General features: G+C 68.9%; 20 protein-coding genes. 6 read left to right on the forward strand and 14 right to left on the reverse strand.

Annotation, left to right across the window (positions count from 1 at the left end; genetic code table 11):
- Positions 1-3 precede the first annotated feature (3 nt).
- From ACZ68L_RS06900 to ACZ68L_RS06915, 4 genes are all read right to left on the reverse strand, one after another.
- Positions 4-2,058: a peptidoglycan binding domain-containing protein gene (locus ACZ68L_RS06900; RefSeq protein WP_469574751.1), complete on the reverse strand. Its 2,055-nt coding sequence runs from the start codon at positions 2,056-2,058 to the stop codon at positions 4-6.
- A 175-nt stretch (positions 2,059-2,233) separates the two neighbouring features.
- Complete coding sequence (locus tag ACZ68L_RS06905; protein ID WP_469574752.1) at positions 2,234-2,680, reverse strand: DUF6113 family protein; 447 nt, start codon at positions 2,678-2,680, stop codon at positions 2,234-2,236.
- Entirely contained in the window at positions 2,677-3,576 is a 900-nt protein-coding gene (mshB, locus tag ACZ68L_RS06910) for an N-acetyl-1-D-myo-inositol-2-amino-2-deoxy-alpha-D-glucopyranoside deacetylase (protein ID WP_469574754.1), read from the reverse strand. Before mshB ends, ACZ68L_RS06905 begins: the two co-directional genes overlap by 4 nt.
- A gap of 120 nt (positions 3,577-3,696) precedes the next feature.
- Positions 3,697-3,891, reverse strand: coding sequence for a hypothetical protein (locus ACZ68L_RS06915; RefSeq protein WP_093896879.1), 195 nt, complete (start codon positions 3,889-3,891; stop codon positions 3,697-3,699).
- 166 nt (positions 3,892-4,057) lie between these two features.
- Between ACZ68L_RS06915 and ACZ68L_RS06920 the strand changes: the two genes are divergently transcribed.
- On the forward strand, positions 4,058-6,190 hold the full coding sequence (locus tag ACZ68L_RS06920; RefSeq protein ID WP_469574757.1) for an alpha/beta fold hydrolase: 2,133 nt from the start codon (positions 4,058-4,060) through the stop codon (positions 6,188-6,190).
- Positions 6,191-6,219: 29 nt separating this feature from the next.
- Here ACZ68L_RS06920 and ACZ68L_RS06925 read toward each other — a convergent pair whose 3' ends face one another.
- From ACZ68L_RS06925 to ACZ68L_RS06950, 6 genes are all read right to left on the reverse strand, one after another.
- Positions 6,220-7,221 (reverse strand): hypothetical protein, encoded by a 1,002-nt coding sequence (locus ACZ68L_RS06925; protein WP_469574760.1) that lies wholly within the window; start codon positions 7,219-7,221, stop codon positions 6,220-6,222.
- Between the two features lie 248 nt (positions 7,222-7,469).
- Positions 7,470-8,741 carry an ABC transporter ATP-binding protein gene (locus ACZ68L_RS06930; protein WP_469574761.1) on the reverse strand — a complete coding sequence of 424 codons (1,272 nt, stop codon included), beginning with the start codon at positions 8,739-8,741 and terminating at the stop codon, positions 7,470-7,472.
- Positions 8,731-9,708 carry an ABC transporter ATP-binding protein gene (locus ACZ68L_RS06935; RefSeq protein WP_469574762.1) on the reverse strand — a complete coding sequence of 326 codons (978 nt, stop codon included), beginning with the start codon at positions 9,706-9,708 and terminating at the stop codon, positions 8,731-8,733. Before ACZ68L_RS06935 ends, ACZ68L_RS06930 begins: the two co-directional genes overlap by 11 nt.
- A gap of 13 nt (positions 9,709-9,721) precedes the next feature.
- Positions 9,722-10,696: an ABC transporter permease gene (locus ACZ68L_RS06940; RefSeq protein WP_469574764.1), complete on the reverse strand. Its 975-nt coding sequence runs from the start codon at positions 10,694-10,696 to the stop codon at positions 9,722-9,724.
- A complete protein-coding gene (locus tag ACZ68L_RS06945; protein ID WP_469574765.1) occupies positions 10,689-11,612 on the reverse strand; it encodes an ABC transporter permease in 924 nt (307 codons plus the stop codon). The genes ACZ68L_RS06940 and ACZ68L_RS06945 overlap by 8 nt, the downstream gene beginning before the upstream one ends.
- A gap of 117 nt (positions 11,613-11,729) precedes the next feature.
- The gene (locus tag ACZ68L_RS06950) at positions 11,730-13,358 is read right to left on the reverse strand and encodes a peptide ABC transporter substrate-binding protein (protein WP_469574766.1); all 1,629 of its coding nucleotides are present in this window, start codon (positions 13,356-13,358) and stop codon (positions 11,730-11,732) included.
- Between the two features lie 504 nt (positions 13,359-13,862).
- Here ACZ68L_RS06950 and ACZ68L_RS06955 point away from each other — a divergent pair.
- The 5 genes from ACZ68L_RS06955 (at position 13,863) to ACZ68L_RS06975 (ending at position 19,976) form a co-directional block, all read left to right on the forward strand.
- Positions 13,863-14,891, forward strand: a complete 1,029-nt coding sequence (locus ACZ68L_RS06955; protein ID WP_469574767.1) for an ABC transporter permease — start codon at positions 13,863-13,865, stop codon at positions 14,889-14,891.
- Positions 14,892-14,966: 75 nt separating this feature from the next.
- Positions 14,967-16,754, forward strand: a complete 1,788-nt coding sequence (locus ACZ68L_RS06960) for an ABC transporter substrate-binding protein (RefSeq protein WP_469574769.1) — start codon at positions 14,967-14,969, stop codon at positions 16,752-16,754.
- 92 nt (positions 16,755-16,846) lie between these two features.
- On the forward strand, positions 16,847-17,827 hold the full coding sequence (locus ACZ68L_RS06965) for an ABC transporter permease (protein ID WP_469574771.1): 981 nt from the start codon (positions 16,847-16,849) through the stop codon (positions 17,825-17,827).
- A 71-nt stretch (positions 17,828-17,898) separates the two neighbouring features.
- A complete protein-coding gene (locus ACZ68L_RS06970; protein ID WP_469575278.1) occupies positions 17,899-18,864 on the forward strand; it encodes an ABC transporter ATP-binding protein in 966 nt (321 codons plus the stop codon).
- 26 nt (positions 18,865-18,890) lie between these two features.
- Positions 18,891-19,976 (forward strand): ABC transporter ATP-binding protein, encoded by a 1,086-nt coding sequence (locus ACZ68L_RS06975; protein ID WP_469574773.1) that lies wholly within the window; start codon positions 18,891-18,893, stop codon positions 19,974-19,976.
- Between the two features lie 288 nt (positions 19,977-20,264).
- On the opposite strand, the gene ACZ68L_RS06980 is transcribed toward ACZ68L_RS06975, so the two are convergent.
- The 4 genes from ACZ68L_RS06980 to ACZ68L_RS06995 are packed head-to-tail and all read right to left on the reverse strand — an operon-like array spanning position 20,265 to position 24,366.
- The gene (locus ACZ68L_RS06980; RefSeq protein ID WP_469574775.1) at positions 20,265-21,416 is read right to left on the reverse strand and encodes an ABC transporter ATP-binding protein; all 1,152 of its coding nucleotides are present in this window, start codon (positions 21,414-21,416) and stop codon (positions 20,265-20,267) included.
- Positions 21,409-22,467: an ABC transporter ATP-binding protein gene (locus tag ACZ68L_RS06985; protein WP_469574776.1), complete on the reverse strand. Its 1,059-nt coding sequence runs from the start codon at positions 22,465-22,467 to the stop codon at positions 21,409-21,411. The genes ACZ68L_RS06980 and ACZ68L_RS06985 overlap by 8 nt, the downstream gene beginning before the upstream one ends.
- 14 nt (positions 22,468-22,481) lie before the next feature.
- On the reverse strand, positions 22,482-23,447 hold the full coding sequence (locus ACZ68L_RS06990) for an ABC transporter permease (RefSeq protein ID WP_469574777.1): 966 nt from the start codon (positions 23,445-23,447) through the stop codon (positions 22,482-22,484).
- The gene (locus ACZ68L_RS06995; RefSeq protein WP_469574778.1) at positions 23,440-24,366 is read right to left on the reverse strand and encodes an ABC transporter permease; all 927 of its coding nucleotides are present in this window, start codon (positions 24,364-24,366) and stop codon (positions 23,440-23,442) included. Before ACZ68L_RS06995 ends, ACZ68L_RS06990 begins: the two co-directional genes overlap by 8 nt.
- Between the last annotated feature and the right edge of the window lie 117 nt (positions 24,367-24,483).

Consider the following 24,483-nt stretch of genomic DNA (forward strand, 5'->3'; position numbering starts at 1 on the left):
CGGTTATCCGTTGCCGTTCAGGTTGATCGTGGCCGTCCGCTCGGCGGTGGTCTTGCCGAGCAGCGCGGTCTGCATGGCATGCGCCACATCGTCCGCACTGAGCTGGTGCTGCTTGCCGTCGCCCTTGGTGATCATGACACCGTTGAAGACGCCGTCGCACAGGGTGTCGATGGCCTTCTTGTCGTAGTGCTCGACCAGCCGGCCCTGGACCGGCACCATGGTGAGGATCTGCGGCAGCGACTTGGCCGGGCCGAACTGGATCTGCTTGGGACCGGCCTTGATCGTGATCAGACCGGACATCGCGGGCTTCGCGAACTCCCTCATCGCCCGGTCCAGTTCCGCCTGGTTGATCGTGGGTTCACGGGTGGTGACGGGCAGTTTGACGGTGGCCGCCTTGCCGGTCTGCACCTGGGCCCGGTAAGCGTCGCGCACCGAGATCATCGAGCGGTTGACATCCAGCGCCTTGCCCGACTTGCCGGGTACGGCGACGGCCTTGCCCGGCTCGAACGTGATCGTGCCGTCGTTGGCCGAGCCGGAGACGCCCGCCAGATCCGCCAGCGCGACACCGAGCTTCTCCTCGTCGACCGGGATCACCGGGTCGACGACGCGCTTGCCGCCGAAGAGGGACCCGATGACGGAGACCGGGTTGTAGTCGCTGCCCGCGGCGGACCGCACGGTCTCCTGGCTGTCCAGGCTGAGCCCGGCCTTGTCCGGTGCGAGCTCGGTGTTCTTGCCGTCCACCGACAGCTGGAGGGGCGCCACGGCGCGCTTGCCGAGAGCGGCGTCCAGCTTCGCGACGCCGTCGTCCTTCGTGCCGCCGCCGATGTCGACGCCGAGGACGGTGGTGCCCTTGGGGACGTCGGAGTGGTTCATCAGCAGCCCGGCACCGTACGCGACACCGAGCAGGCCGACGATGCCGGCGCACAGGAGGACCAGCTTGGAGCGGCCCTTCTTCTTCGCGGGCGCGGGCGCCGGGGCGGGGCGCGCCGCGGCGGGGGCCGGCGACGGGACGGCCGGACCGCCGGGGCCCGCCGGTCCGGTGCCCATCGCGTCGTCCGCGATACGGGGCGTCAGATCGGGGCGTCCGCCGCCGGGGCCGCCCGCGCTCGCGAACGGGGACGGGGAGCGGTGCTCCGGCGGAACGACGGGGATGCCGCTGGTGAGCGTGTCACCGGAGACGTTGCCGCCGGGCCCGGCGGCGGCCGGGCCCGCGAACTGGGGCGTCAGCACCGCCGTGTCGTCGGACATCCGCGGGGGCGTGCCACCGGGGCCGCCGGAGCCCGGCCCGCCCGGCTGGCCGGAGCCCGGTGCGCCCGGTGCGCCGAGGTTCGGGGTCAGGGACGAAGTGCCGGTGACCGGGCCCGTGGTGGGTCCCGAGGGGCCCGGCGTACGCACTCCGAGGTTCGGCGTGGGGCGCGAGCCGCCCGCGCCGAACTCGTCGAGGGCGCTGCCGCCGGGGCCGGGCGCGTCCTGGTCGCCCGTGCGCTGCGGACCGTCCGAGAAGTACGGCAGGTCGGGGCGGGGCGGGGCGGGCGCGGCGCCCTTGGGGCCGTCGGCGCCGCCCGGCGCGCCGCCGGTGCCGAGGACCGAGGTGTTCATGGGGGCCTTGCGCGGGGCGAACCAGTCGCTGCCGCTCTTCTCCCTGGCCGGCTTCTCGGCGGTCGGTTCCGCGGTCGCCGGACCGGCCGACGCGTCGGCGCCCGGCGCGGCGTCGGAGGCGTCCGGCGTGCCGTTCGGCGCGGGCGGGCCGGGGCGCGGGATGGTGCCCGTGCGCTCGGCGTCGGCGGTGTCGGCGTCGCTCATGGGCGTACGCATGACCACGGGCGGGATGGGACGCGAGCCCGGGATGTTGATCCGGATGCGCGTCGTCAGCGTCGTCTCGGTCCTCGGCTCTTCGGACTGAGGCGGGTCCGCAGGCTCCAGGGCCCCCTCCGGGGCGTCCTGCGAGGGGTGCAGCGACGGATACTGGCGGGATCCGTACGGCGGCGTCCCCGAGGGGTACGCGGCTCCTCCGCGCCCCTGGGGCCCGGAGGACGAACTGTCAGTTTCACGACTCAAAGCAGGTTCTCCCGGTTGGCTCCGCCGCCCGTACTTCCCCCATGCCGCAGGCCAGGGGACGGCTCGGCGCGCGAACCACCATACTGGCCGCGGCCGACAGACACCCCGCGACCGGGGGAAACGACCGCATGACCGACGAACGGACAAGGGGCATTACGGGATCGGACGTGGCACATTACTTGCCAGGCCGGCCGCTGTCGGTGCCCGGACGGGGCGACCGCGACATGGTGGCACAGATCACAGCGACGGCCATCCCGCCCAGCATGAAGAGGGTGAGACCCAGTTCATTGCCGAAGACATAGTCGCCTTCCGGCCGTCCGCCGAGCAGCAGAACGACCGAAATCAGCCAGCCCGCCGCAGGGGTCAGAGCACCGAGCTGGGTGTCGAAGACGCGGCGCCCGCCGTAGAACAGCCCGGCGCAGGCGAGCAGCGCCAGCAGCAGTCCGGCGGGGAACCAGGCTGCTTGGACGAGCGCTCCGGCGATCCCGACGAGCGCGCCGAGGACGGCCAGGCCCACGTAGGCGGCGATCCGCCCGGGGTTGAGGGGGGCGGCCAGGCCGGTCGCCGGAACGCCCCCGGAGGGCGCGCCGGAGCGCGGTGCGCGCTGCTTGCCGTCGCTCATCGCTCCGCTCCCGCCACGCCGGCGAACAGGTCGTCCTCGCGCGCCCCTCGCGGGGCTCCGGAGGTGCCGCGCACCAACTCGTAGTACTCGGTGGTGAGGACGGGCTGGCCGAGGTCGTTGGAGAGGGCGAAGAAGGGGCCGTCCACGGCGATCTGGGTGACATGGGCCCGCATCGCCGCGCTCTTGGCCTCGACATGGGCCGAGCCGTCGATCCGAGCGGTGATCCTCGCGTCGTCGACCACACCCGGCACGTCGTCGATGGCGGCGATCCCCGGGAAGGCGTCCGGCGCCGTGTCCCGCAGACGCGTGAAGCCCTCTTCGACGACCGAGCGCGGCACCCGGTTCCAGTAGATCTTGGCGACGGTGTGCGGGGCGTCCGGTCCGGGGCGGTACGCGGGATCGGCGGCGAGCTCGGCGGCGCGCATCGCGACGCGGTGGGCCTGGATGTGGTCGGGGTGTCCGTAGCCGCCATCGGGGTCGTAGGTGACGAGGACCTGCGGGCGCACCGAGCGGATCACCTCCACGAGGTACCCGGCGGCGTCGTCCACGTCCGCGTTCCAGAAGGCGCCGGGGCGATGGTTCTGCTCGGCGCCCATCATCCCGGAGTCGCGGAAGCGGCCGGGGCCGCCGAGGAGCCGGTGGTCGGTGACCCCGAGCTCCTTCATCGCCGCGGCGAGTTCACCTCGGCGGTGGGGGCCCAGGGTGTCGTCCCGGTCCGCCGCGAGATGGGCGAGTCCGGGCGGGATGACCTCACCCTCCTCGCCGAGCGTGCAGGTGACCAGGGTGACCTGGGCACCCTCGGCCGCGTACCTGGCCATGGTGGCGCCGTTGTTGATCGACTCGTCGTCGGGGTGCGCGTGCACCAGAAGCAGACGCCGGGCTGGATGGTCCGTCATGGGGACCACCCTACGAGCCGAACGCCCCGGGGCCGTGCCGGGCGTCGCGCCCCTGGCCCCGTTCCGCCGGCCGGACCCCGGCCGACCGCCCCCGCGCACCGGCCGCCGACGAGTCGGGGCTCAGAACTTGAGGCTTCCGATCATGCCCGCCACATTCGTGGTCAGGTTCGAGATGCTGGGGGCAATGGACGAGCTGGCGAGATAGAAACCGAGCAGTGCGCAGACCACCGCATGTCCGCCCTTCAGTCCGGATTTCCGGATCAGCAGGAAGACGACGATCGCCAGCAGCACCACCGCCGAAATCGAGAGTGCCACGGCGGTTCACCTCCATCAGTACGGTCGGGACGGGCAGCACACATGGAGCCAGCAGGTTCATACCCACCGAGCGCTACGGATCATAACTATCCGTCGGACCGCATTGATCGGGGCACAGCAGCACGAGGGGCGCACGACCGGGCGGTCGGGCACTAGGTTCGGGCCCATGACTTCGCAGAAGATCTCATTTCCGCGTCAGCACGCCAGGACGATGCGATTCACCCTCGGCGCCCCCCGCGCGTTCACCGTGTCACCCGACGGAGAGCGGGTGATCTTCCTGCGGTCGGGATCCGGCACGGACCGGACGGGCCGGCTGTGGGTGCTGGACCTGCCGGAGGGCGGTACGCCCGAGGAACGCGTCGTCGCCGACCCCGAGACGCTGCTGGGCGGTTCGGCGGAGCGGTTGTCGGCCCAGGAGCGGGCCCGGCGCGAGCGCAGCCGTGAGGGCTCCTCGGGGATCGTGGGCTACGCGGTCGACGCGGCGGCCGAGTTGGCCGCGTTCGCGCTCTCGGGGAAGGTGTACGTCGCGGAGTTGCGGGCGGGTACGGCGCGGGCGCTGCCGGTGCCCGGCCCGGTGATCGACCCGCGGCCGTCGCCGGACGGGCGCCTCGTCGCGTACGTCGCCAAGGGCGCGCTGCGCGTCGTGGGCGCCGGGGGCGACGGGGATCTGGCGCTCGCCGAGCCGGAGGGGCCGAACGTCTCGTACGGCCTCGCGGAGTTCATCGCGGCCGAGGAGATGCAGCGCTCGCGGGGCTTCTGGTGGTCGCCGGAGTCGGACCGGCTGCTGGTCGCCCGGGTGGACGACAGCCCCGTACAGCGGTGGTGGATCGCGGATCCCGCGCACCCGGACCGCAAGCCGGCCGAGGTCGCCTACCCGGCCGCGGGAACACCCAACGCCGAGGTGCGGCTCTTCGTGGTGAGCCTGGACGGCACCCGTACCGAAGTGGTCTGGGACCGGACGCGCCACCCGTATCTGGCGCAGGTGCACTGGTCGTCGGCCGGGGCTCCGCTACTCCTCGTGCAGGCCCGTGACCAGCAGAGTCAGCACTTCCTCGCGGTGGACCCGGAGACCGGTACGACCCGGACGGTGCATGTCGACGAGGACCCGGTCTGGCTGGAAATCTTCCCCGGTGTGCCCGCCTGGGCGCCGGACGGGCGGCTCGTGCGGATCGCGGACGAGGGCGGGGCGCGGGTGCTCGCGGTCGGCGACCGGCTGCTGACCGGGGCGCAGCTGCAGCTCCAGGCGGTCCTGGACATCGGTGATTCGGATGTCCTGGTGTCGGCGTCGGCGGGCGAGGAGGCCGTGGAGCCGGAGATCGGCGAGAGCCATGTGTACCGGGTCAACGAGCTGGGTGTCGAACGGGTCTCCGAAGGGGCCGGAGTGCATTCGGCCGTCCGCGCGGGCGGGGTGACGGTGCTGGTCTCCCACTCCCTGGAGCAGCCGGGGGCCCGTGCCGAGGTCCTCCGGGACGGCAAGCGGATCGCCACCGTGGCGAGCTTCGCCGAGGAGCCGGTCCTGTCGGCGCGGGTACGTCTCACCGAGGGGGGCGCACGGCGAATTCCGTGCGCCGTGCTGCTCCCCGATGGGTACAAAGAGTCGGACGGTCCCCTTCCGGTACTGCTGGACCCGTACGGCGGGCCGCACGGCCGACGGGTGGTCGCCGCCCACAATCCGCATCTGACCTCGCAGTGGTTCGCCGACCAGGGTTTCGCGGTGATCGTCGCGGACGGCCGGGGCGCACTGGGGCGTTCGCCGGCCTGGGAGAAGGCCGTCAAGAACAATCTCGTCCTCACCGTGGACGACCAGATCGAGGCGCTGCACGCTCTGGCCGAGCGGTTCCCGCTGGACCTCGGCAAGGTGGCGATCCGCGGCTGGTCGTTCGGCGGATATCTGGCGGCGCTGGCCGTGCTGCGCCGGCCGGATGTCTTCCACGCGGCGGTGGTGGGCGCGCCGGTGACCGACCAGCGGCTGTACGACACCCACTACACCGAGCGCTATCTCGGCGATCCGGCGAAGCAGCCGGAGGTGTACGCGCACAACTCGGTGCTGACGGACGAGGGGCTCTCCGAGGCCGCGGACGAGGCGCGGCCGATGATGATCATCCATGGGCTGGCCGACGACAACGTGGTGGTCGCGCACTCGCTCAGGCTGTCGTCGGCGCTGCTCTCGGCGGGGCGGCCGCACGAGGTGCTGCCGCTCAGCGGGGTGACGCACATGACGCCGCAGGAGCAGGTGGCGGAGAATCTGCTGCTGCTCCAGGTGGACTTCCTGAAGCGGTCGCTGGGGCTGCGGGGGTGACCTGAGCAAGGCGGCGCCGGCCGCGCCCGTCACCAGCCCGGCGGGGGCTGGGACGGGGGCGGCGGACCGAAGACGCCGGGCCGCGGGTAGCCGTACCCCTGTCCGTAGCCCTGGTGGGGCGGGGCAGAGGCGTCCGCGCGGCCCCGCCGGGCCAGCACGATCAGTACCACCGCCGCCGCGATCGTGTCGAAGACCCAGCTCAGCAACGTGAGTTGGTCCTCGGTCCGCAGATCGGCGAAGTGGTCCAGCATCTTGTCATGCGCGGCGCGGACCACTCCCAGCACTCCGGCGGACAGCAGCACACCGGCCGCGATCAGGCCGAACGGCCGTGCGTGCACGGCGTGGAAGAGCGCGCTCGTCCCCGCGAACAGACAGAGCAGCGCGAGGACGGCATTGTTCCAGCCGGGCGGTGCGTCGATCAGCCCCTGGAGGAGCTGGTCCCCGCCCACGTACCAGTCGGGGTAGACGAAGGGGAACCGCACCGCCTGGCGGATCTCCCCGGCGATCACCACCGCTCCCGAGGCGCCCAGCAGCAGAAAGGCGGTCACACTCGCGCCCTGGCCCGGCCGGGTCGGGGTGCGCTCGGAGAAGTCGCGCGGCGGTCTGCGGCCGGCGCCCGCGGTGATGAGCAGCGCGATGGCCACCGCGAGGGCCGCGAAGGCGCAGATCAGGGCGCGGGTGCGGAGATCGTCGGAGAACCGGCCGTTCATCCGGGACGTACCGATGATCCAGAGCCCCGGCAGCCGTACGGCGAGAGTGACCACTCCGGTGGCGACCAGCGCGGTAGCGGCCACCACGGACCGCAGGGCCGCGAACGCGGCGACGACATAGACCAGGAGCAGCACCACGTCGTCGGCCGAGGTCGCGGGCACGGCGGGCAGTCGCGCTTCGCGGTAGCCCGCCCAGTACCGCCACAACTGGCCCGGATCGTCGACCGCCCTGACATCCCGTACGAGCCAGCCCGCGACCATCACCGCGAGCAGGGCGCAGAGAACGGCGCCGGTGACCCTTGCCCCCCGTGTGAGTATCACCCCAGCGATACTCCACCGCCCCCGGCCGCCGGACAAGGGCCGGGCCGCGACAATGCGCGAACGGGCAGCCGGACGGGTGGACTTGAGGACCCTCCGGCCGGTTCACGGCACCCGCACGGCCGTACGCGGACCATGGTGGCGCGTTCGTACACCGGACGTGAGACGGCCGGGTTGTCCCGGCGTCAACGGCCTCCCCCACGATGGGGAGCGGCCTCCCTGTCGCGGGGGAGGCCGTAACGTGCGGGCCGTCAGACGGCCCGGCTGCTACCGGAGGGCGGCGGCCCGTCCTCCTCGTCCTCGGCGTCCCGCGTGCCCGCCCCGCTCGTCCCGTCCTCGCGCGTCTGCGGTGGCGCCCCGGCCTGCTCCACCATCGTCTCCCCCGGCGTCTCCAGCAGCCCCTCCGGCGGCACCACCTGCTTCTCCTCCGCGAAGTGGCACGCCGAGTCGTGTCCGGCGGGTGTGTCCGTCAGCCGGAAGACCGCCGGAACCGCCAGCAGCGGCACCTCCAGTTCGCACCGCTCCCGCGCCTTCCAGCAGCGGGTGCGGAAGCGGCAGCCGGAGGGCGGGTTGGCGGGTGAGGGGACGTCGCCGTGCAGGATGATCCGCTCCCGGTGCTCGCGGGCCGTCGGGTCCGGCACCGGGACGGCGGACAGCAGCGCCTGGGTGTACGGGTGCGTGGGGTGGTCGTAGATCTGCTCGTCGGTGCCGATCTCGACGATCCGGCCGAGGTACATCACGCCGACCCGGTCGGAGATGTGCCGGACGATCGACAGGTCGTGCGCGATGAAGACGTAGCTCAGCCCGAACTCCGTCTGGAGGCGGTCCAGCAGATTGACGACCTGCGCCTGCACGGAGACGTCGAGGGCGGAGACGGGTTCGTCGGCGACGATGATCTCGGGGTTCAGGGCGAGGCCGCGGGCGATGCCGATGCGCTGGCGCTGGCCGCCGGAGAACTGGTGCGGATAGCGGTTGATGTACTCCGGGTTGAGCCCGACGACGTCCAGCAGGTCCTGCACCTTGCGGCGCCGGTCGCCCTTCGGGGCCACCTCGGGGTGGATCTCGTACGGCTCACCGATGATGTCGCCGACCGTCATCCGGGGGTTGAGGGAGGTGTACGGGTCCTGGAACACCATCTGGATGTTGCGGCGCACGGCCTTCAGGGCCCGTCCCGACAGCTTGGTGATGTCGTCGCCCTTGTACCTGATCGCGCCGGCCGTCGGCCGTTCCAGATGCACCAGCATCTTGGCCACGGTCGACTTGCCGCAGCCCGACTCCCCGACGATGCCGAGCGTCTCGCCCGCCGCCAGGTCGAAGGAGACCCCGTCGACCGCCTTGACGGCGCCGATCTGCTTCTTGATCAGGATGCCCTGGGTCAGCGGGTAGTACTTGACCAGGTCGCGGACCTCCAGGATCGGCTCGCGTCCGGCCGCCGGAAACCCGGCCCGCTCCTCGGCGAGCAGGGCGCGGGCCGTCCCGCCCCCTTCGCGCGCTTCCTCCTGCCCCGAGTGGTCAGCGTGCATCGAGCGTCTCCTTCCAGAAGTAGCAGGCGCTCTCACGGTGCTCGTCCACCTCGAACAGCGGCGGGACCTCGCCTCGGCAGATCTCCTGGGCCATCGGGCAGCGCGGGTTGAAGGCACAGCCCGGCGGAATGTGCAGCAGGTTGGGCGGCAGGCCCTTGATCGCGTAAAGCTCCTGGCCCTTCTGGTCCAGGCGCGGGATCGACTGGAGCAGGCCCTTGGTGTACGGGTGGGCGGGGGCCCGGTAGATGTCACGGACGGGGGCGGCCTCGACGATCCGGCCCGCGTACATCACGGCGATCTTGTCGGCGACGTCCGCGACCACGCCCAGGTCGTGGGTGATCAGGATCAGGCCCATGTTCAGCTCGCGCTGGAGCTCGGCCAGCAGGTCCATCACCTGGGCCTGGACGGTCACGTCGAGGGCGGTGGTGGGCTCGTCCGCGATGATCAGCGACGGTTCCAGCGCCAGGGCCATGGCGATCATGATGCGCTGGCGCATTCCGCCGGAGAACTGGTGCGGATAGTTGCCCACGCGCTCCTTCGCGGCCGGGATGCGGACCCGGTCCATCAGTTCGACGGCCTTCAGCCTGGCGTCCTTGCGGGACATCCCGCGGTGGACGACGAACATCTCGCCGAGCTGCTCCCCCACGCTGAGCACGGGGTTGAGGGAGGAGAGCGCGTCCTGGAAGATCATGGCCATCTCCTGGCCGCGGATCCTGCGCCGCTCCTCCTTCCGCATCTTCAGCAGATCGCGGTCCTTGAAGAGGATCTCGCCGCCGCCGATCTTCCCGGGCGGCATGTCGAGAATGCCCATGATCGCCTGTGCGGTGACCGACTTGCCGGAGCCCGACTCGCCGAGGACGGCCAGTGTCTCGCCCTCGGCCACCGAGTAGTCGACCCCGTTGACGGCCTTGGCCACCCCGTCGCGGGTGTGGAACTCCACGTGCAGATCGCGCACTTCGAGCAACATGGCAGTGGGCTCCTCAGCGCAGCTTGGGGTCGAGGGCGTCGCGCACCGCGTCGCCGAGCATGATGAACGCGAGCACGGTGACCGCCAGCGCGCCGGCGGGCCAGAGCAGCATGTGCGGGGCGTTGCGGATGTACTGGGACGCGGCGGAGATGTCGATGCCCCAGGAGACGGCCGGCGGTTTCAGGCCGACACCGAGGAACGAGAGGGTCGCCTCCAGCGAGATGTACGTACCGAGTGCGATGGTCGCGACGACGATCACCGGCGCGACGGCGTTCGGGGTGATGTGGCGCAGCAGCATCCGCGTGTTGGAGGCGCCGAGCGCCCGTGCCGCCTGCACGTAGTCGTTCTGTTTGGCGGTGATCACGGAGCCCCGGCCGATGCGGGCGATCTGCGGCCAGCCCAGCAGCACGATGAAGCCGATGACCGGCCAGACGGTGGCGCTGGTGACCACCGAGAGGAAGACCAGGCCGCCGAGGACCACCGGGATGCCGAAGAAGATGTCCGTGAGGCGGGAGAGGACCGAGTCCCACCAGCCGCCGAAGAATCCCGCCAGGCCGCCGAGGAGGCCGCCGAGCAGGGTGACACCCAGGGTGGCGCAGACGCCGACGGTCACCGAGTTCCTGGCCCCGTAGACGGTACGGGTGTAGACGTCGCAGCCCTGCCCGTCGAAGCCGAAGGGATGACCGGGCTGGGAGCCCTGCTGGGCCTTGGCCAGGTTGCAGTTGAGCGGGTCCTGGTCGGCGATCAGCGACGGCCAGATCGAGATGATCACCAGGAAGAGGATGATCAGCGCGGAGATGATGAAGACCGGGTTGCGGCGCAGGTCCCGCCAGGCGTCGGACCAGAGGCTGCGCGGTTTCTCGGCGGGGCCGGTGCCTTCCGGCCCGCCCGGTGTCTTTTCGAGGGTCGTGCCCTCCTCCAGGGCGAGGTCCATCACGCCTCCCGCTCCGGCTGGTGAGATCGCCTCGTCCGGTGTCTGCTCAGGCATAGCGGATCCTCGGGTCGAGTACGGCGTACAGCAGGTCGACGATGAGGTTCGCCGCCAGGAAGACGAGGACCAGAATCGTGACGAAGCCGACGACGGTCTGCGAGTTCTGGCGCAGGATGCCCTGGTAGAGCTGGTAGCCGACGCCGTGGATGTTGAAGATCCGCTCCGTGACGATCGCCCCGCCCATCAGGGCGCCCACGTCCGTACCGATGAAGGTGACGACCGGGATCAGCGAGTTGCGCAGCAGATGCCGGATCACGACGCGGCGCCCGGGCAGTCCCTTGGCGACGGCGGTGCGGACGTAGTCGGCGCGGGCGTTCTCGGCGATCGAGGTCCGGGTGAGCCGGGTGACGTACGCCAGGGAGACCGAGGCGAGGACGAGTCCCGGGATGAGGAGCTCGTTGAAGGGCGCCTCCGGGGAGACGGACGGCTTGATGACGCCCCACTCCACCCCGAGCAGGAGCTGGAGCAGCAGACCGGTGACGAAGGTCGGGATGGAGATGACGACCAGGGTCAGGATGAGCACGGTGGTGTCGACGGGGCGGCCACGGCGCAGGCCGGTGACGACGCCGAGGCTGATGCCGATGACGATCTCGAAGACGATCGCGACGACGGTGAGCCGGATGGTGACGGGGAAGGCGCTGCCCATCAGCTCGGTGACCTTCTGCCCGTTGAACGCGGTGCCGAAGTCGCCGGTGAAGACATTGCCCATGTAGGTCGCGTATTGCTGCCAGACAGGCTTGTCGAGGCCGAATTCCGAGCGGAGTTGGGCGGCGGTCGCCGGGTCGCACTGGCGTTCGCCGCAGAGGCCCGCGATGGGATCGCCCATCACGTTCACCATGAGGAAGATCAGCAGTGTGGCGCCGAAGAAGACCGGGATCATCTGCAGCAGCCGCCGGATCACATAACGTCCCATGAAGGGCTCCGGGGGTCGCGGGGGTCGGAGGCTCGGGGCTGGGGAGTGACACGCCGAGGGGACGGCGAGGCCGGGCGGCCGGCGCGTTCCTCGGGCCGGCCGCCCGGCCTCGACGGATCACTTGACCTTGATCTGCTCGTACACCGGGACGCTGAACTGGTTCAGCGACACATTGGTGACCCGGTCCGAGTAACCGGCGCTGCCGTTCTGGTACCAGAGCGGGATGACGGGCATCTGGGCCGCCAGGACCCTCTCCGCGTCCTGGAAGGTCGAGACGGCCTTGGCCTTGTCGGACTCGGCGTTGGCCTTGTTGACGAGACCGTCGAACTGCTTGTTGCTCCACTTGCCGTCGTTGGACGAGGCGTCGGTGTAGTACACCGGCTGCAGGAAGTTCTGGATCAGCGGGTAGTCCATCTGCCAGCCGGCCCGCCAGGCGCCGGTCAGCTTCTGCTGGGAGACCTGGCTGCGGAAGTCGGCGAAGGTACCGACGGGGCCGCCGACGCACGCCTTGTTGTTGCCCAGCACCTTGTTGATGCTGTTGCAGACGGCGTCGACCCACTCCTTGTGCGAGCCGGTGTCCGCGTTGTACGAGATCTTGAGCTGGCCGCCGGGGATGCCGCCGCCCTCCTGGATCAGCTTCTTGGCGTTCGCCGCGTTGTACTCGCAGGGCGCGCCGCACAGCCCCTTCTTGAAGCCGCCGCCCGTGCCGAGGACCGGGGAGGTCCAGTCGGAGGCGGGGGTGCGGGTCTTCTGGAAGATCTGGCTGGTGATCTGGTCACGGTTGATGGCCATCGACAGGCCCTGGCGGACCTTGATGCCACCGGGGGTGTCCCACCTCTTGTCGTAGAAGGGGAAGGCGAGGGTCTGGATGATGCCGGCCGGGGTGTTGATGTACCGGTCGCCGAGGTCCGCCTTGACGTTCTTCAGCTGCGAGGCGGGCACATCGTCGACGAGGTCGAGGTTGCCGGCGGTCAGGTCGGTGTAGGCGGTGTTGTTGTCGGTGTAGACCTTGAGGTCGATGCCACCGTTCTGCGCCTTGTCGGTCCCGGGGTACTTGTCCCACTTGCGCAGGTTCATCGACGAGCCCTTGGTGTACGTGTCGATGGTGTACGGGCCGTTGCCGATCGGCTTGGACAACCAGGCGGAGTGGTCGGTGAAGAATGCCTTGGGCAGCGGGGCGAAGGCCGGGTAGCCGAGGGTGTCGGGCCAGAGGGAGAACTTCTGCGACAGCTTGACCGTGAAGGTCTTGTCGTCGACGAGCTTGAGGCCGGAGAGCGTGTTCGCCCTGGAACTGCCGGAGTCCGGGTGGACCTTGTCGTATCCGTCGATGTACCCGAAGAAGTAGGCGTTCTTCTGATTGTTCTTCAGCAGGGCCCCGTAGTTCCAGGCGTCCACGAAGGACTTCGCGGTGATCTTCTCTCCGTTGCTGAAGGTCCAGCCGTCCTTCACGGTGATCGTGAAGTTCTGGTTGTCCTTGGACTCGATCTTCTCGGCGAGCATGTTGGTGGCCGCGCCGGTCTTCGGGTCGTACCTCTTGAGTCCCCGGAAGATCAGGTCGAGGACCTTGCCGCCCTGCACCTCATTGGTGTTCGCGGGTTCGAGCGGGTTCTGCGGGTCACCCCAGGAGGAGCTCACGATTCCGTTGGCCCCACCGCCGCCACCGCCGCCCCCTCCGCCACAGGCCGTCGCCGTCAGGGCGACGGCGACCGCGCATGCGGCCCACTTGGCCTGTGTGGCTCCGCGCATGGAGTGCCTCCTCTTGGTGCTCCGTCTCACTTGGAGTCAAATATCACCTCATAACGCGTATTGCGCATATTTTCTCCACCCATTCGGGCGCGCGGAAAGCGGTCCGAGTGGCGCGCGGGGCTCGGACCCCGCACGGATCGACTCCTCCACCGCACAGCCGCACCCGGCCGAACGCCGCCCCGACGGACATCGGAGCGATAACGGCCCCGCATCGAATGCGCATCGACGACGTACCCACCTGACCGGATGTACGAATTTCGAGACATTGCCGCCCGAATATCGGACTCATTGCCGGACTTGACCCATTTGGCGGCGAACGCACCTTCGAAAAGATCAAACGGAGGCAAAGATACACCCATTCACGGGTAATGAATGGGTCAAATTTCCAAAGAGCGGACCAAGGGCGACAGACATTCATTGACCCTGCATGAATTGCGTTGAAAAAGTCCGGGTAGCCCGTAGGTGTGCCTGCGGAGTCCTTCGACCCTCCGGGCCAGGAGCACCATGACGATTCCAACCCCGCACGCAGCCACTCCCCTTGAGGTGGAGGACGCGAAGCCGCAGCAGACGCCGGACCCTTCGGCGCTCAAGGGCGGCGCCGGCCGTTCGCCGGGAAAGCTCGCCTGGCGGCGCTTCAAACGCGACCGCACCGGCGTGATTTCGGCCTACGTGGTCCTCTTCTTCTTCCTTCTGGCCATCTGCGCGCCGCTGATCGCCAAGGTCTACGGCAAGGATCCGTACACGACCTACGGCCAGAACCAGGAGGGCCTGCTCAACGACTTCGGCTTTCCGATCAAGCCCAACGGCGGTATCAGCGGGGACTTCTGGTTCGGCGTCGAACCCCAGCTCGGCCGCGACCTCTTCACCTTCCTGATCTACGGCATCCGCAACTCGCTGTTCATCGCCGGCGTGACGACCCTCCTGGTGACCGTCCTCGGGATCGTGATCGGCGTGACCGCCGGATACCTGGGCGGGAAGACCGACTACTTCATCGGCCGGGTCATCGACATCCTGCTGGCCTTCCCCTCGACGCTGTTCTTCATCGCGTTCTGGCCGGTCCTCATCTCGATCCTCGTCTCCCCGGAGGAGGCCACCCCGATCTGGCTCACCATCACCAGCCTCATCCTGGTGATGACGGCGTTCGGCTGGGCGTCCATCGCGCGACTGCTGCGCGGGGAGGTACTCGCCCTGCGCGAGCGGGAGTTCGTCGAGGCGGCGAAGGTGACCGGCGCCTCACCGGCGCGGATCATCTTCAAGGAACTGCTGCCCAATCTGTGGACGCCGATCCTCATCCAGGCGACCCTGGCTCTTCCCATGTTCGTCACCGCCGAGGCCGGACTCGCCTTCCTCGGCGTCGGGCTGACCGCGAAGACGCCCGACTGGGGCGTCATGCTGCAACGCGGCGCCGATGTCTATCAGGACGACATCACCTTCATGCTCTTCCCGGGGGTGACGATGGTGGTCTTCGTCCTCGCCTTCAACCTCCTCGGCGACTCGGTCCGCGACGCTCTCGACCCGAAGACCAAGCGCTGACAGTTCCGCGCCGGAACGGAGCGACGGGGCTCCGCCGGATCATTCGTCCCTCTTCATCGACCAGGGCAGGTTGCCATGTCTCTCTCCCGCAGAAACTTCGTCATCGCCACATCCGTCGCGGCGGGCGGCTCCCTCGTTCTCTCCGCGTGCAGCAGTGGTGACGCGGGCGGGGGCGGCGGCAAGAACACGCCGAACGCCGGCGCCACCGAGTACACCGGTTCGACCGTCAAGATCGGCACCAAGGAGGACTCGGCCGGCCCCGCCGCGGAGATTCCCGGCGCCAAGAAGGGCGGGACGATCTACGGCGTCTCCGAGGACGACTTCTCCCACCTCGACCCGCAGCGCATCTACTTCGCGTTCAACTCCACCGCCGCCCTGATGCTCCACCGCGGCCTCACCGGCTACAAGGTCGACTCGAAGGGCGCCCTGACCCTCGTCGGCGACCTCGCCACCGACGTCGGCACCGCGTCCGCCGACAACAAGACCTGGACCTTCACGCTGAAGGACGGGCTCAAGTGGCAGGACGGCAGCGAGCTGACCGTCGACGACGTCCGCCACGGCATCGAGCGCGCCTGGGCACCGTTCATCACCGAGGGCGCCGCGTACGTCCAGCAGGCGCTGACCGGCAAGGGTGACTGGCGCAAGGGGTACGAGGGCCCGTACGGCGGCAAGCACCTGGACTCGATCGTCACCGACAAGGCCCAGAAGACGATCACCTTCAAGCTGGCCGAGCCCCGCCCGGACTTCAACTTCACGCTGGCCATGAGCTCCTACTCGGCCACCCCGGTGAAGCTGGACACCAAGGAGAAGTACGACAAGCAGCCCGTCGCCTGCGGTCCGTACATCGTCAAGCACCGGGCCATCGACAAGTCGATGACGCTGATCCGCAACAAGCACTGGGACCCGGCGACCGACCCGATCCGCAACGCCTACCCGGACACCTTCGAGTTCGAGTTCGGCCCCACCTCGCTGGAGTCCGCCGACCGCTTCATCGCGGACCTGGGCAAGGACCAGCAGATGGTCTCCATCTACAAGTCCGTGCCGGCCGAGCGCATCCAGAAGGTGCTCACCGACCCGGAGCTGAAGAAGCGCACCTTCAACGGCCTGCTCACCGGCACGTACTACTACGCGATCAACTGCAAGCGCACCACGGACGTCGAGGTGCGCAAGGCGCTCAACACCGCCTGGCCTCTGGAGCAGATCCGCAAGATCTACGGCGGTCCGTCCGCGGGCGACTACGCGACCACCCTCCTCAGCCCCGACATCCTGGGCCGCAAGGAGTTCGACCTCTACGGCAAGCTGAAAGCGCCCCGGGGCGACGCCGAGGCGGCCAAGGCGATCCTCAAGAAGGCCGGCAAGCTCGGCCAGAAGGTCGTCTATGCCTACCCGCAGAGCCCGACGTACGACAAGACGGCCGTCGTCATCGAGAGCGCGCTGAAGCAGGCGGGCTTCACGCCGGTCATCAAGGCCGTGGACTCGACCTCGTACTACGACCAGATCCAGCAGGTCGACAACAACTTCGACGTCATGTGGTTCGGCTGGGCCCCGGACTGGCCCACCGCCTACACGATGATCCAGCCGCTCCTCGACAGCGCCTCCGTCGGCAACGGCCAGAACAACGTCTCCCAGGTGAAGGTCGACTGGATCGACGCCGCCATCAAGGAGAACGTCGTCATCAGCGACCAGAAGAAGGCCGGTGAGGCCTGGACCGCGCTGGACAAGCGGATCATGGACGAGGTCGTCCCGATCATCCCGGAGACCTTCCAGCGGCGCTTCTACCTCTTCGGTTCCAAGGTCGGCGGCGCCATGATGGACCCGCAGAACTCCGCGACGCTGCTCTACAAGACGTACGTCAAGGCCTGACGAACGGCCCCCGCGGGGCGTGGGCGGCTCTCCGACCGAGAGCCGGCCGCGCCCCTCCTCCCCCTCGGCATCCGTCAGGAAAACCCACTGCCATGCTGCGCTTCCTCCTCCGCCGCGTCGTCGGCGCCGCGGTCATCCTGCTGATCATCAGCGCCCTGGTCTTCGTCCTCTTCTACACCGCCCCGCGCGACCCCGCACGAGTGGCCTGCGGCAAGGTCTGCACCCCAGAGACACTCGCGCTGGTACGGCACAACCTGGGGATAGCCGACTCGGTACCCGTGCAGTACTGGCACTGGCTGCAAGGAATCTTCGTCGGTCGCGAGTACGAGTCGTACGGGAACTGCCCAGCCCCCTGCCTGGGCTACTCGTTCATCAACCGCGAGCCGGTCTTCGGCACCATCATCGACCGCTTCCCGACCACCCTCTCGCTCTCCGTCGGCAGCGCCTTCGTCTTCGTCATCTTCGGTGTCGGCACCGGCATGCTCGCCGCGGTCAAGCAGGGCAAGCTGCTCGACAAGGTCGCGTCCTCCGCTTCGCTCGTCGCCTCCTCGCTGCAGATCTACATCGTCGGCGTGGTCGCCATGTACTTCCTCACCGACCAGCTGCACCTGCTGAACCGGCCGAGCTACACACCGCTCACCGAGAGTCCCGGAGCCTGGTTCTCCGGACTTCTGCTGCCCTGGCTGGTCCTCTCGGTCATCTTCACGGCCAACTACACGCGTATGGCCCGGTCCCAGCTGGTGGAGTCGCTGAGCGAGGACTACGTGCGGACGGCGCGCGCCAAGGGCCTGTCCCGGCGGACCGTCTTCTTCAGATTCGCCTGGCGCGGGGCCATGGGCCCGATCGTCACCATCTTCGGCCTCGACCTCGGCGTCCTCCTCGGCGGCGCCATCATCACCGAGAAGACCTTCAGCCTCCAGGGCATCGGAGCGCTCTCGGTCAAGGCCGTGTCGACCAACGACCTGCCGACGCTCCTCGGCGTGCTGATGGTGGCCGCCACCGCGATCGTGGTCCTCAACATCGTCGTCGACGCCGTCTACGCCCTCATCGACCCACGCGTCCGCCTCGCCTAGGGAGAGATCCAGTGAGCACCCCCTTCCTCTCCGTACGCGATCTGCGCGTGCACTTCTCCACCGAAGACGGCATGGTCAAGGCCGTCGACGGGCTGTCCTTCGACGTCGAGCGCGGCAAGACCCTCGGCATCGTCGGCGAGTCGGGCTCCGGCAAGTCCGTCACCAATCTGACGATCCTCGGCCTGCACCACCCCGACCACACCGAGATCGAGGGTGAAATCCTGCTCGACGGGCAGGATCTGCTGGCCGCCTCGGAGCGGGAGCTGGAGCGGCTGCGCGGCAACAAGATGGCCATGATCTTCCAGGACTCGCTGGCCTCGCTCTCGCCGTACCACACCATCGGCAAGCAGATCGGTGAGACCTTCCGCAAGCACACCGGTGCCTCCAAGCGGGAGGCCAGGGCGCGGGCCGTCGAGATGCTCACCAAGGTGGGCATCCCGCAGCCCGACCTGCGAGTGGACGACTATCCGCACCAGTTCTCCGGCGGCATGCGCCAGCGCGCGATGATCGCCATGGCACTGGTCTGCAACCCGGCGCTGCTGATCGCGGACGAGCCGACGACCGCGCTGGACGTCACCGTGCAGGCCCAGATCATGGACCTGCTCAAGGACCTCCAGCAGGAGACCGGCACCTCGATCATCTTCATCACCCACGACCTCGGGGTCATCGCCGACATCGCCGACGACGTGCTGGTGATGTACGGCGGCCGGTGCGTGGAGCGCGGCACCAAGAAGGAGGTGCTGCGGGCGCCCCAGCACCCCTACACCTGGGGCCTGCTGGGATCCATGCCGAGCCTCGAAGGCCCGGTCGACGTTCCGCTGTCGCCGATCCCCGGCTCGCCCCCGAGCCTCCTCAACCCGCCGTCCGGCTGCCGCTTCCACCCGCGGTGCTCCTTCACCGAGCAGGTCGGCGGCAAGCGCTGTGCGACCGACCAGCCGCCGCTGGAGCTGGCGGCCGGGCGCGGGGCCGCCTGTCACCTCACCGCGGAGCAGCGCACCGAGTTCTTCGCCGACTTCGCCGGCACCCGGCCCAACTGACGTACAAGAGACGGGACTTCCCCACCATGAGCAGCACAGATCCCCTCCTGGACGTCTCCGGACTCACCAAGCACTTCCCGATCAAGGGCGGCTTCCCGATCCGGCGGACGGTGGGCGCGGTCCAGGCCGTCGACGGTCTCGACTTCACGGTCGCCGCGGGCGAGAGTCTGGGCCTGGTCGGCGAGTCCGGCTGCGGCAAGTCGACGACGGGGCGGCTGATCACCCGCCTCCTGGAGCCGACGGCCGGGCGGATCTCCTACCGCGGGCAGGACATCACCCACGCCTCGCGCAAGCAGCTGGCCCCGGTCCGCTCCGAGATCCAGATGATCTTCCAGGACCCGTACGCCTCGCTGAATCCGCGGCAGACCGTCGGCAAGATCATCACCGCGCCGATGGAGATCAACGGCATCGACCCGGCGGGCGGCCGGGAGGCGCGGGTGCGGGAGCTGCTGGAGATCGTCGGCCTCAACCCGGAGCACTACAACCGCTTTCCGCACGAGTTCTCCGGCGGGCAGCGCCAGCGCATCGGCGTGGCCCGCGCCCTCGCCCTGGAGCCCAAGCTGATCGTGGCCGACGAACCGGTCTCGGCGCTGGACGTCTCGATCCAGGCCCAGGTGGTGAACCTGCTGCAGAAGCTGCAGAAGGAACTCGGCATCGCGTTCCTGTTCATCGCCCACGACCTGGCCGTCGTACGCCACTTCTCGCAGCGCGTGGCGGTCATGTACCTCGGCAGGATCGTGGAGATCGCCGATCGCGAGGACCTGTACGGCAACCCGCGTCACCCATACACCAGGGCGCTGCTCTCCGCCGTGCCCGAGGCGACCGCCGACGAGGCACCGGCCCGTGAGCGCATCCGGCTCGTCGGCGATGTGCCGTCCCCGGTCAACCCGCCGTCGGGCTGCCGTTTCCGTACCCGCTGCTGGAAGGCGACGGACAAGTGCGCGAGCGAGACGCCGCCGCTGGTACGGGTGGAGGGCAGCCGGGAAGGACATCTGACGGCCTGCCACTACCCCGAGGACTCCCAGGCCCTGCCGACCGTCCCGAAAGCCCGTGAGGCCTCACAGGGGCCGAAGGCCGACAAGACCGCCGAAGACACCGGGGCCGGCGCCTGACACCCCCTGGCTCCGGCCCCGGGGGCGCCGTCGCCGACCCGGACCTGACCGGTCCGCGGACCGCGGGGCTCCCCCGGCCCGAGGAACCGAGCACGTGAGCCCACTGACCCGAGCCACCCGCGAGCCCGGTTCCCGGATATACGGGAAGGGCGCCCGGAACCGATCGGTTCCGGGCGCTCCCGCGTCCGGCCGAACGGCCGCCGGGCACGGTGGTACGCACGCCCGTCGGGCACGACGAAGGGCCCGGAACCTGCCGGGTTCCGGGCCCTCCATGTCACACGCTCCGTGCTACGAAGCCGCGCCGACGACGTCCTTCTCCTCGGCGAAGTGGCACGCCGATTCGTGCGCGGCCGGGGAGTCCACGGACTTGAAGCGCTCGGGGATCGCCAGCAGCGGCGTCTCCGTGGCGCACTTGTCCTGGGCCTTCCAGCACCGCGTACGGAAACGGCAGCCCGACGGCGGGTTCGCCGGCGACGGGACGTCGCCGGTGAGGATGATCCGCTCGCCGCGCTCGCGGGCCTCCGGGTCGGGGACCGGGACCGCCGACAGCAGCGCCTGGGTGTAGGGGTGCGTCGGGTGGTCGTAGATCTGCTCGTCCGTGCCGATCTCGGCCATCTTGCCGAGGTACATCACGCCGACCCGGTCGGAGATGTGCCGGACGATCGACAGGTCGTGCGCGATGAAGAGGTAGGAGAGGTTGAACTCGTCCTGGAGCTTCTCCATCAGGTTGATGACCTGCGCCTGCACCGACACGTCGAGCGCGGAGACCGGCTCGTCGCAGATGATGATCTCCGGGTTGAGCGCGAGGCCGCGGGCGATGCCGATGCGCTGGCGCTGGCCGCCGGAGAACTGGTGCGGATAGCGGTTGATGTACTCCGGGTTGAGCCCGACGACGTCCAGCAGGTCCTGCACCTTGCGGCGCCGGTCGCCCTTCGGGGCCACCTCGGGGTGGATCTCGAACGGCTCACCGATGATGTCGCCGACCGTCATCCGCGGGTTCAGCGAGGTGTACGGGTCCTGGAACACCATCTGAATGTTGCGGCGGACTGCCTTCAGCGCGCGCCCGGACAGCCGGGTGATGTCCTGGCCCTTGTAGAAGACCTCGCCGGACGTGGCCGTCTCCAGCGTCATCAGCAGCCGCGCGACCGTGGACTTGCCACAGCCCGACTCGCCGACGATGCCGAGCGTCTCGCCCTGGTAGAGGTCGAAGGAGACCCCGTCCACGGCCTTGACGGCACCGATCTGGCGCTTGAAGAGGATGCCCTGGCTCAGCGGGAAGTGCTTGACCAGATTGCGCACCTGGAGGATCGGCTCACCGCGTTCCACCGGGGCCTCGATCGCCGCGACCGCCGCCGTCTCGTCGGCGGCCTCGACCTCCACGACGTCGGTGACGTTCGGGGTGCTGTCCAACGATCCGTCCGTCTTGTCGAGCTCAGCCATGGATCGTCTCCTTCCAGAAGTGGCAGGCGCTGCCGCGGCCGGGCAGTTCGCTGCCGTCCTGCTCGGAGACCGGCGCCAGGGCCGGAATCTCCGTGCGGCAGATGTCCTCCGCCTTGGGGCACCTGGGGTTGAAGGCGCAGCCGGACGGAATCTTGAGCAGGTTGGGCGGCAGCCCCTTGATCGCGTAGAGCTCGTGGCCCTTCTGATCGAGGCGCGGGATCGAGTCGAGCAGACCCCGGGTGTACGGGTGTGCGGGCCGCTTGTAGAGCTCGTGCACCGGTGCCGTCTCGACGATCCGGCCCGCGTACATGACCGCGATCTTGTCCGCGACGTCGGCGACGACGCCGAGGTCGTGGGTGATCAGGATCAGACCCATGTTGAACTCGGTCTGCAGCTCCTTGAGCAGGTCCATGACCTGGGCCTGGACCGTCACGTCGAGCGCGGTGGTCGGCTCGTCCGCGATGATCAGGTCCGGCTCCAGGGCCAGCGCCATGGCGATCATGATGCGCTGGCGCATACCGCCGGAGAACTGGTGCGGATAGTCGTTGACCCGCTCCTTGGCGGCGGGGATCTTGACCCGCTCCATCAGCTCGATGGCCTTGAGCTTCGCCTGCTTCTTGGAGAGTCCCTGGTGGACACGGAACATCTCGCCGAGCTGGTAGCCGACCGAGAGCACGGGGTTGAGCGAGGAGAGCGCGTCCTGGAAGATCATCGCGATCTTCTGGCCACGGATCTTCCGCCGCTCCTCGTAGCCCATCGTGAGCATGTCCTGGCCGCGGTACAGGATCTGGCCCTGCGGGATCTTGCCGGGCGGCATGTCGAGAATGCCCATGATCGCCTGAGCGGTCACGGACTTGCCGGAGCCGGACTCGCCGAGCACGGCCAGGGTCTCGCCCGAGTCCACGCTGTAGTTCACACCGTTGACGGCCTTGGCCACGCCGTCACGGGTGTGGAACTCCACGTGCAGGTCGCGCACTTCGAGGAGCGGGGTGTCGTCCGACCCCCCGGCACGGGGCGCCGGGATGTCTGCTGTCTTGTCCATGATGGTCACGTCGTACGCCCTCCTCAGCGCAGCTTCGGGTCGAGGGCGTCGCGTACCGCGTCGCCAAGCATGATGAACGCGAAGACCGTGAGGCTGAGCATTCCTGCCGGGAACAGCAGCACATGCACGTTGTTACGGATCTCTTCGCTGCCCGACGCGATGTCGATGCCCCACGAGATGGTCGGGTCGGCGAGACCCAGGCCCAGGTAGGAGAGCGTCGCCTCGGCCGAGATGAAGCCACCGAGAGCGATGGTGGCGACCACGATGGTCGGCGCGAGGGCGTTGGGCAGAACATGGCGGAACAGCATCCGGCCGGTCCCCGCGCCGAGAGCGCGTGCCGCCGTCACATAGTCCGCCTGCTTCGCGGTGATCACCGATGCACGCATCACACGGCAGATCGAGGTCCAGCCCAGGAAGGCGAGGGCCGCGATCACGACGTACACCTTGCGCTCGGCGAAGGCGTTCAGGACGACCATCGTGCCGAGCAGGAAGGGCAGACCGAAGAAGATGTCCGTGATGCGGGAGATGATCGCGTCGAGCCAGCCGCCGAAGTAACCGGCGAGCAGACCCAGCAGACCGCCGACGACGGTGATCGTCACGGTGACGCCGACGCCGACGAGGATCGAGGCGCGGGTTCCGTAGATCACCCGGGCGTAGATCGAGCGGCCCTGAACGTCGTAGCCGAACCAGTCCGCCTGGAAGAAGTGCCCGAGGTCGGGCTTCGTCAGGTAGTGGTGAGTCAGATCGCCGGCCCGCGGGTCGGCGCTGGTGAACAGCCCGGGGAAGATCGCGATCACCAGCAGCAGGGTCAGCAGGCTCGCCGATATCCAGAACATCGGGCGGTGGCGCAGGTCGAACCACGCGTCACCCCACAGTCCGCGGGGCTTGCCGTTGGACTCCCCGACCGGAGTGCCCGGCGTCTCGCCGGCCGTCACGGCCGCGTCCACTTCGGCATCCTTGATGCTCTCGTCCTTGGTCACGTCAGGCATACCGGATCCTCGGGTCCAGGACCGCGTAGAGCAGGTCGACAAGCAGGTTGATCACGAGAATGACCAGTACGAATACGGTGACGACACCGACAATGGTGGAGCCTTCACGCTGCTGCAGCGCCCGGTAGAGCAGATTGCCGACACCCTGGACGTTGAAGATGCCCTCGGTGACGACCGCGCCGCCGATGAATCCGCCGACGTCCGTACCGAGGAACGTGATCACCGGGATCAACGAGTTGCGCAGCAGGTGCACACCGACGATGCGACGCCGCGGCAGCCCCTTCGCGAGCGCCGTGCGCATGTAGTCCGCGCGCAGGTTCTCGGCGAAGGTCGTACGCGTCAGTCGGGCGACGTATGCCATGGAGAGCATGGCCAGGACGAAGCCCGGCAGGAGCAACTGCGTGATGTCCATCGAGTCTTCGACGTTTGGCGCGACCCAGTGCAGTGTGTCCGCGAAAATGAACCGGGCCACGTAACCGAGGATGAACACGGGGATCGAGATCACGACCAGCGTGAAGATCAGCACGCCGGTGTCCGGTGCCTTGCCCGCCTTCAGTCCGGCCCATGCGCCGAGGCTGAGACCCACGATCATCTCGATGACCATCGCAACGACCGTGAGACGGATCGTGACGGGGAAGGCGCTCGACATCTCGTCCCAGACGGGACGCCCGCCGAAGGTCTCGCCGAAGTCCAGGTGGAACAGCTTCGCCATGTAGTCGAAGTACTGCATGGGAATGGACTGGTCCAGTCCGAACTTGTGACGCAGCTCGGCGACCTGTGCGGGGTCGGCGGCCTTGTCACCCCACATCGCCCGAATGGGGTCACCGGGAAGGATGTGGACCATAAGGAAAATCAACAGAGTAGTCCCGATGAAAACCGGGATCATCTGGAGCAGTCGCCTAGCGACGTAACGCCCCATCATGCCTCCATGCCGTGAGGGGTCGGCGATGGCCTACACAGGGTCTCCACCGCGGGGTTGTGGGGGGAGGTTGCCGGGCCAACGCCCGCTGGCCGGTGCCGCCATCCGTTCCGGAGG

Source organism: Streptomyces sp. NPDC104309, assembly GCF_055584025.1.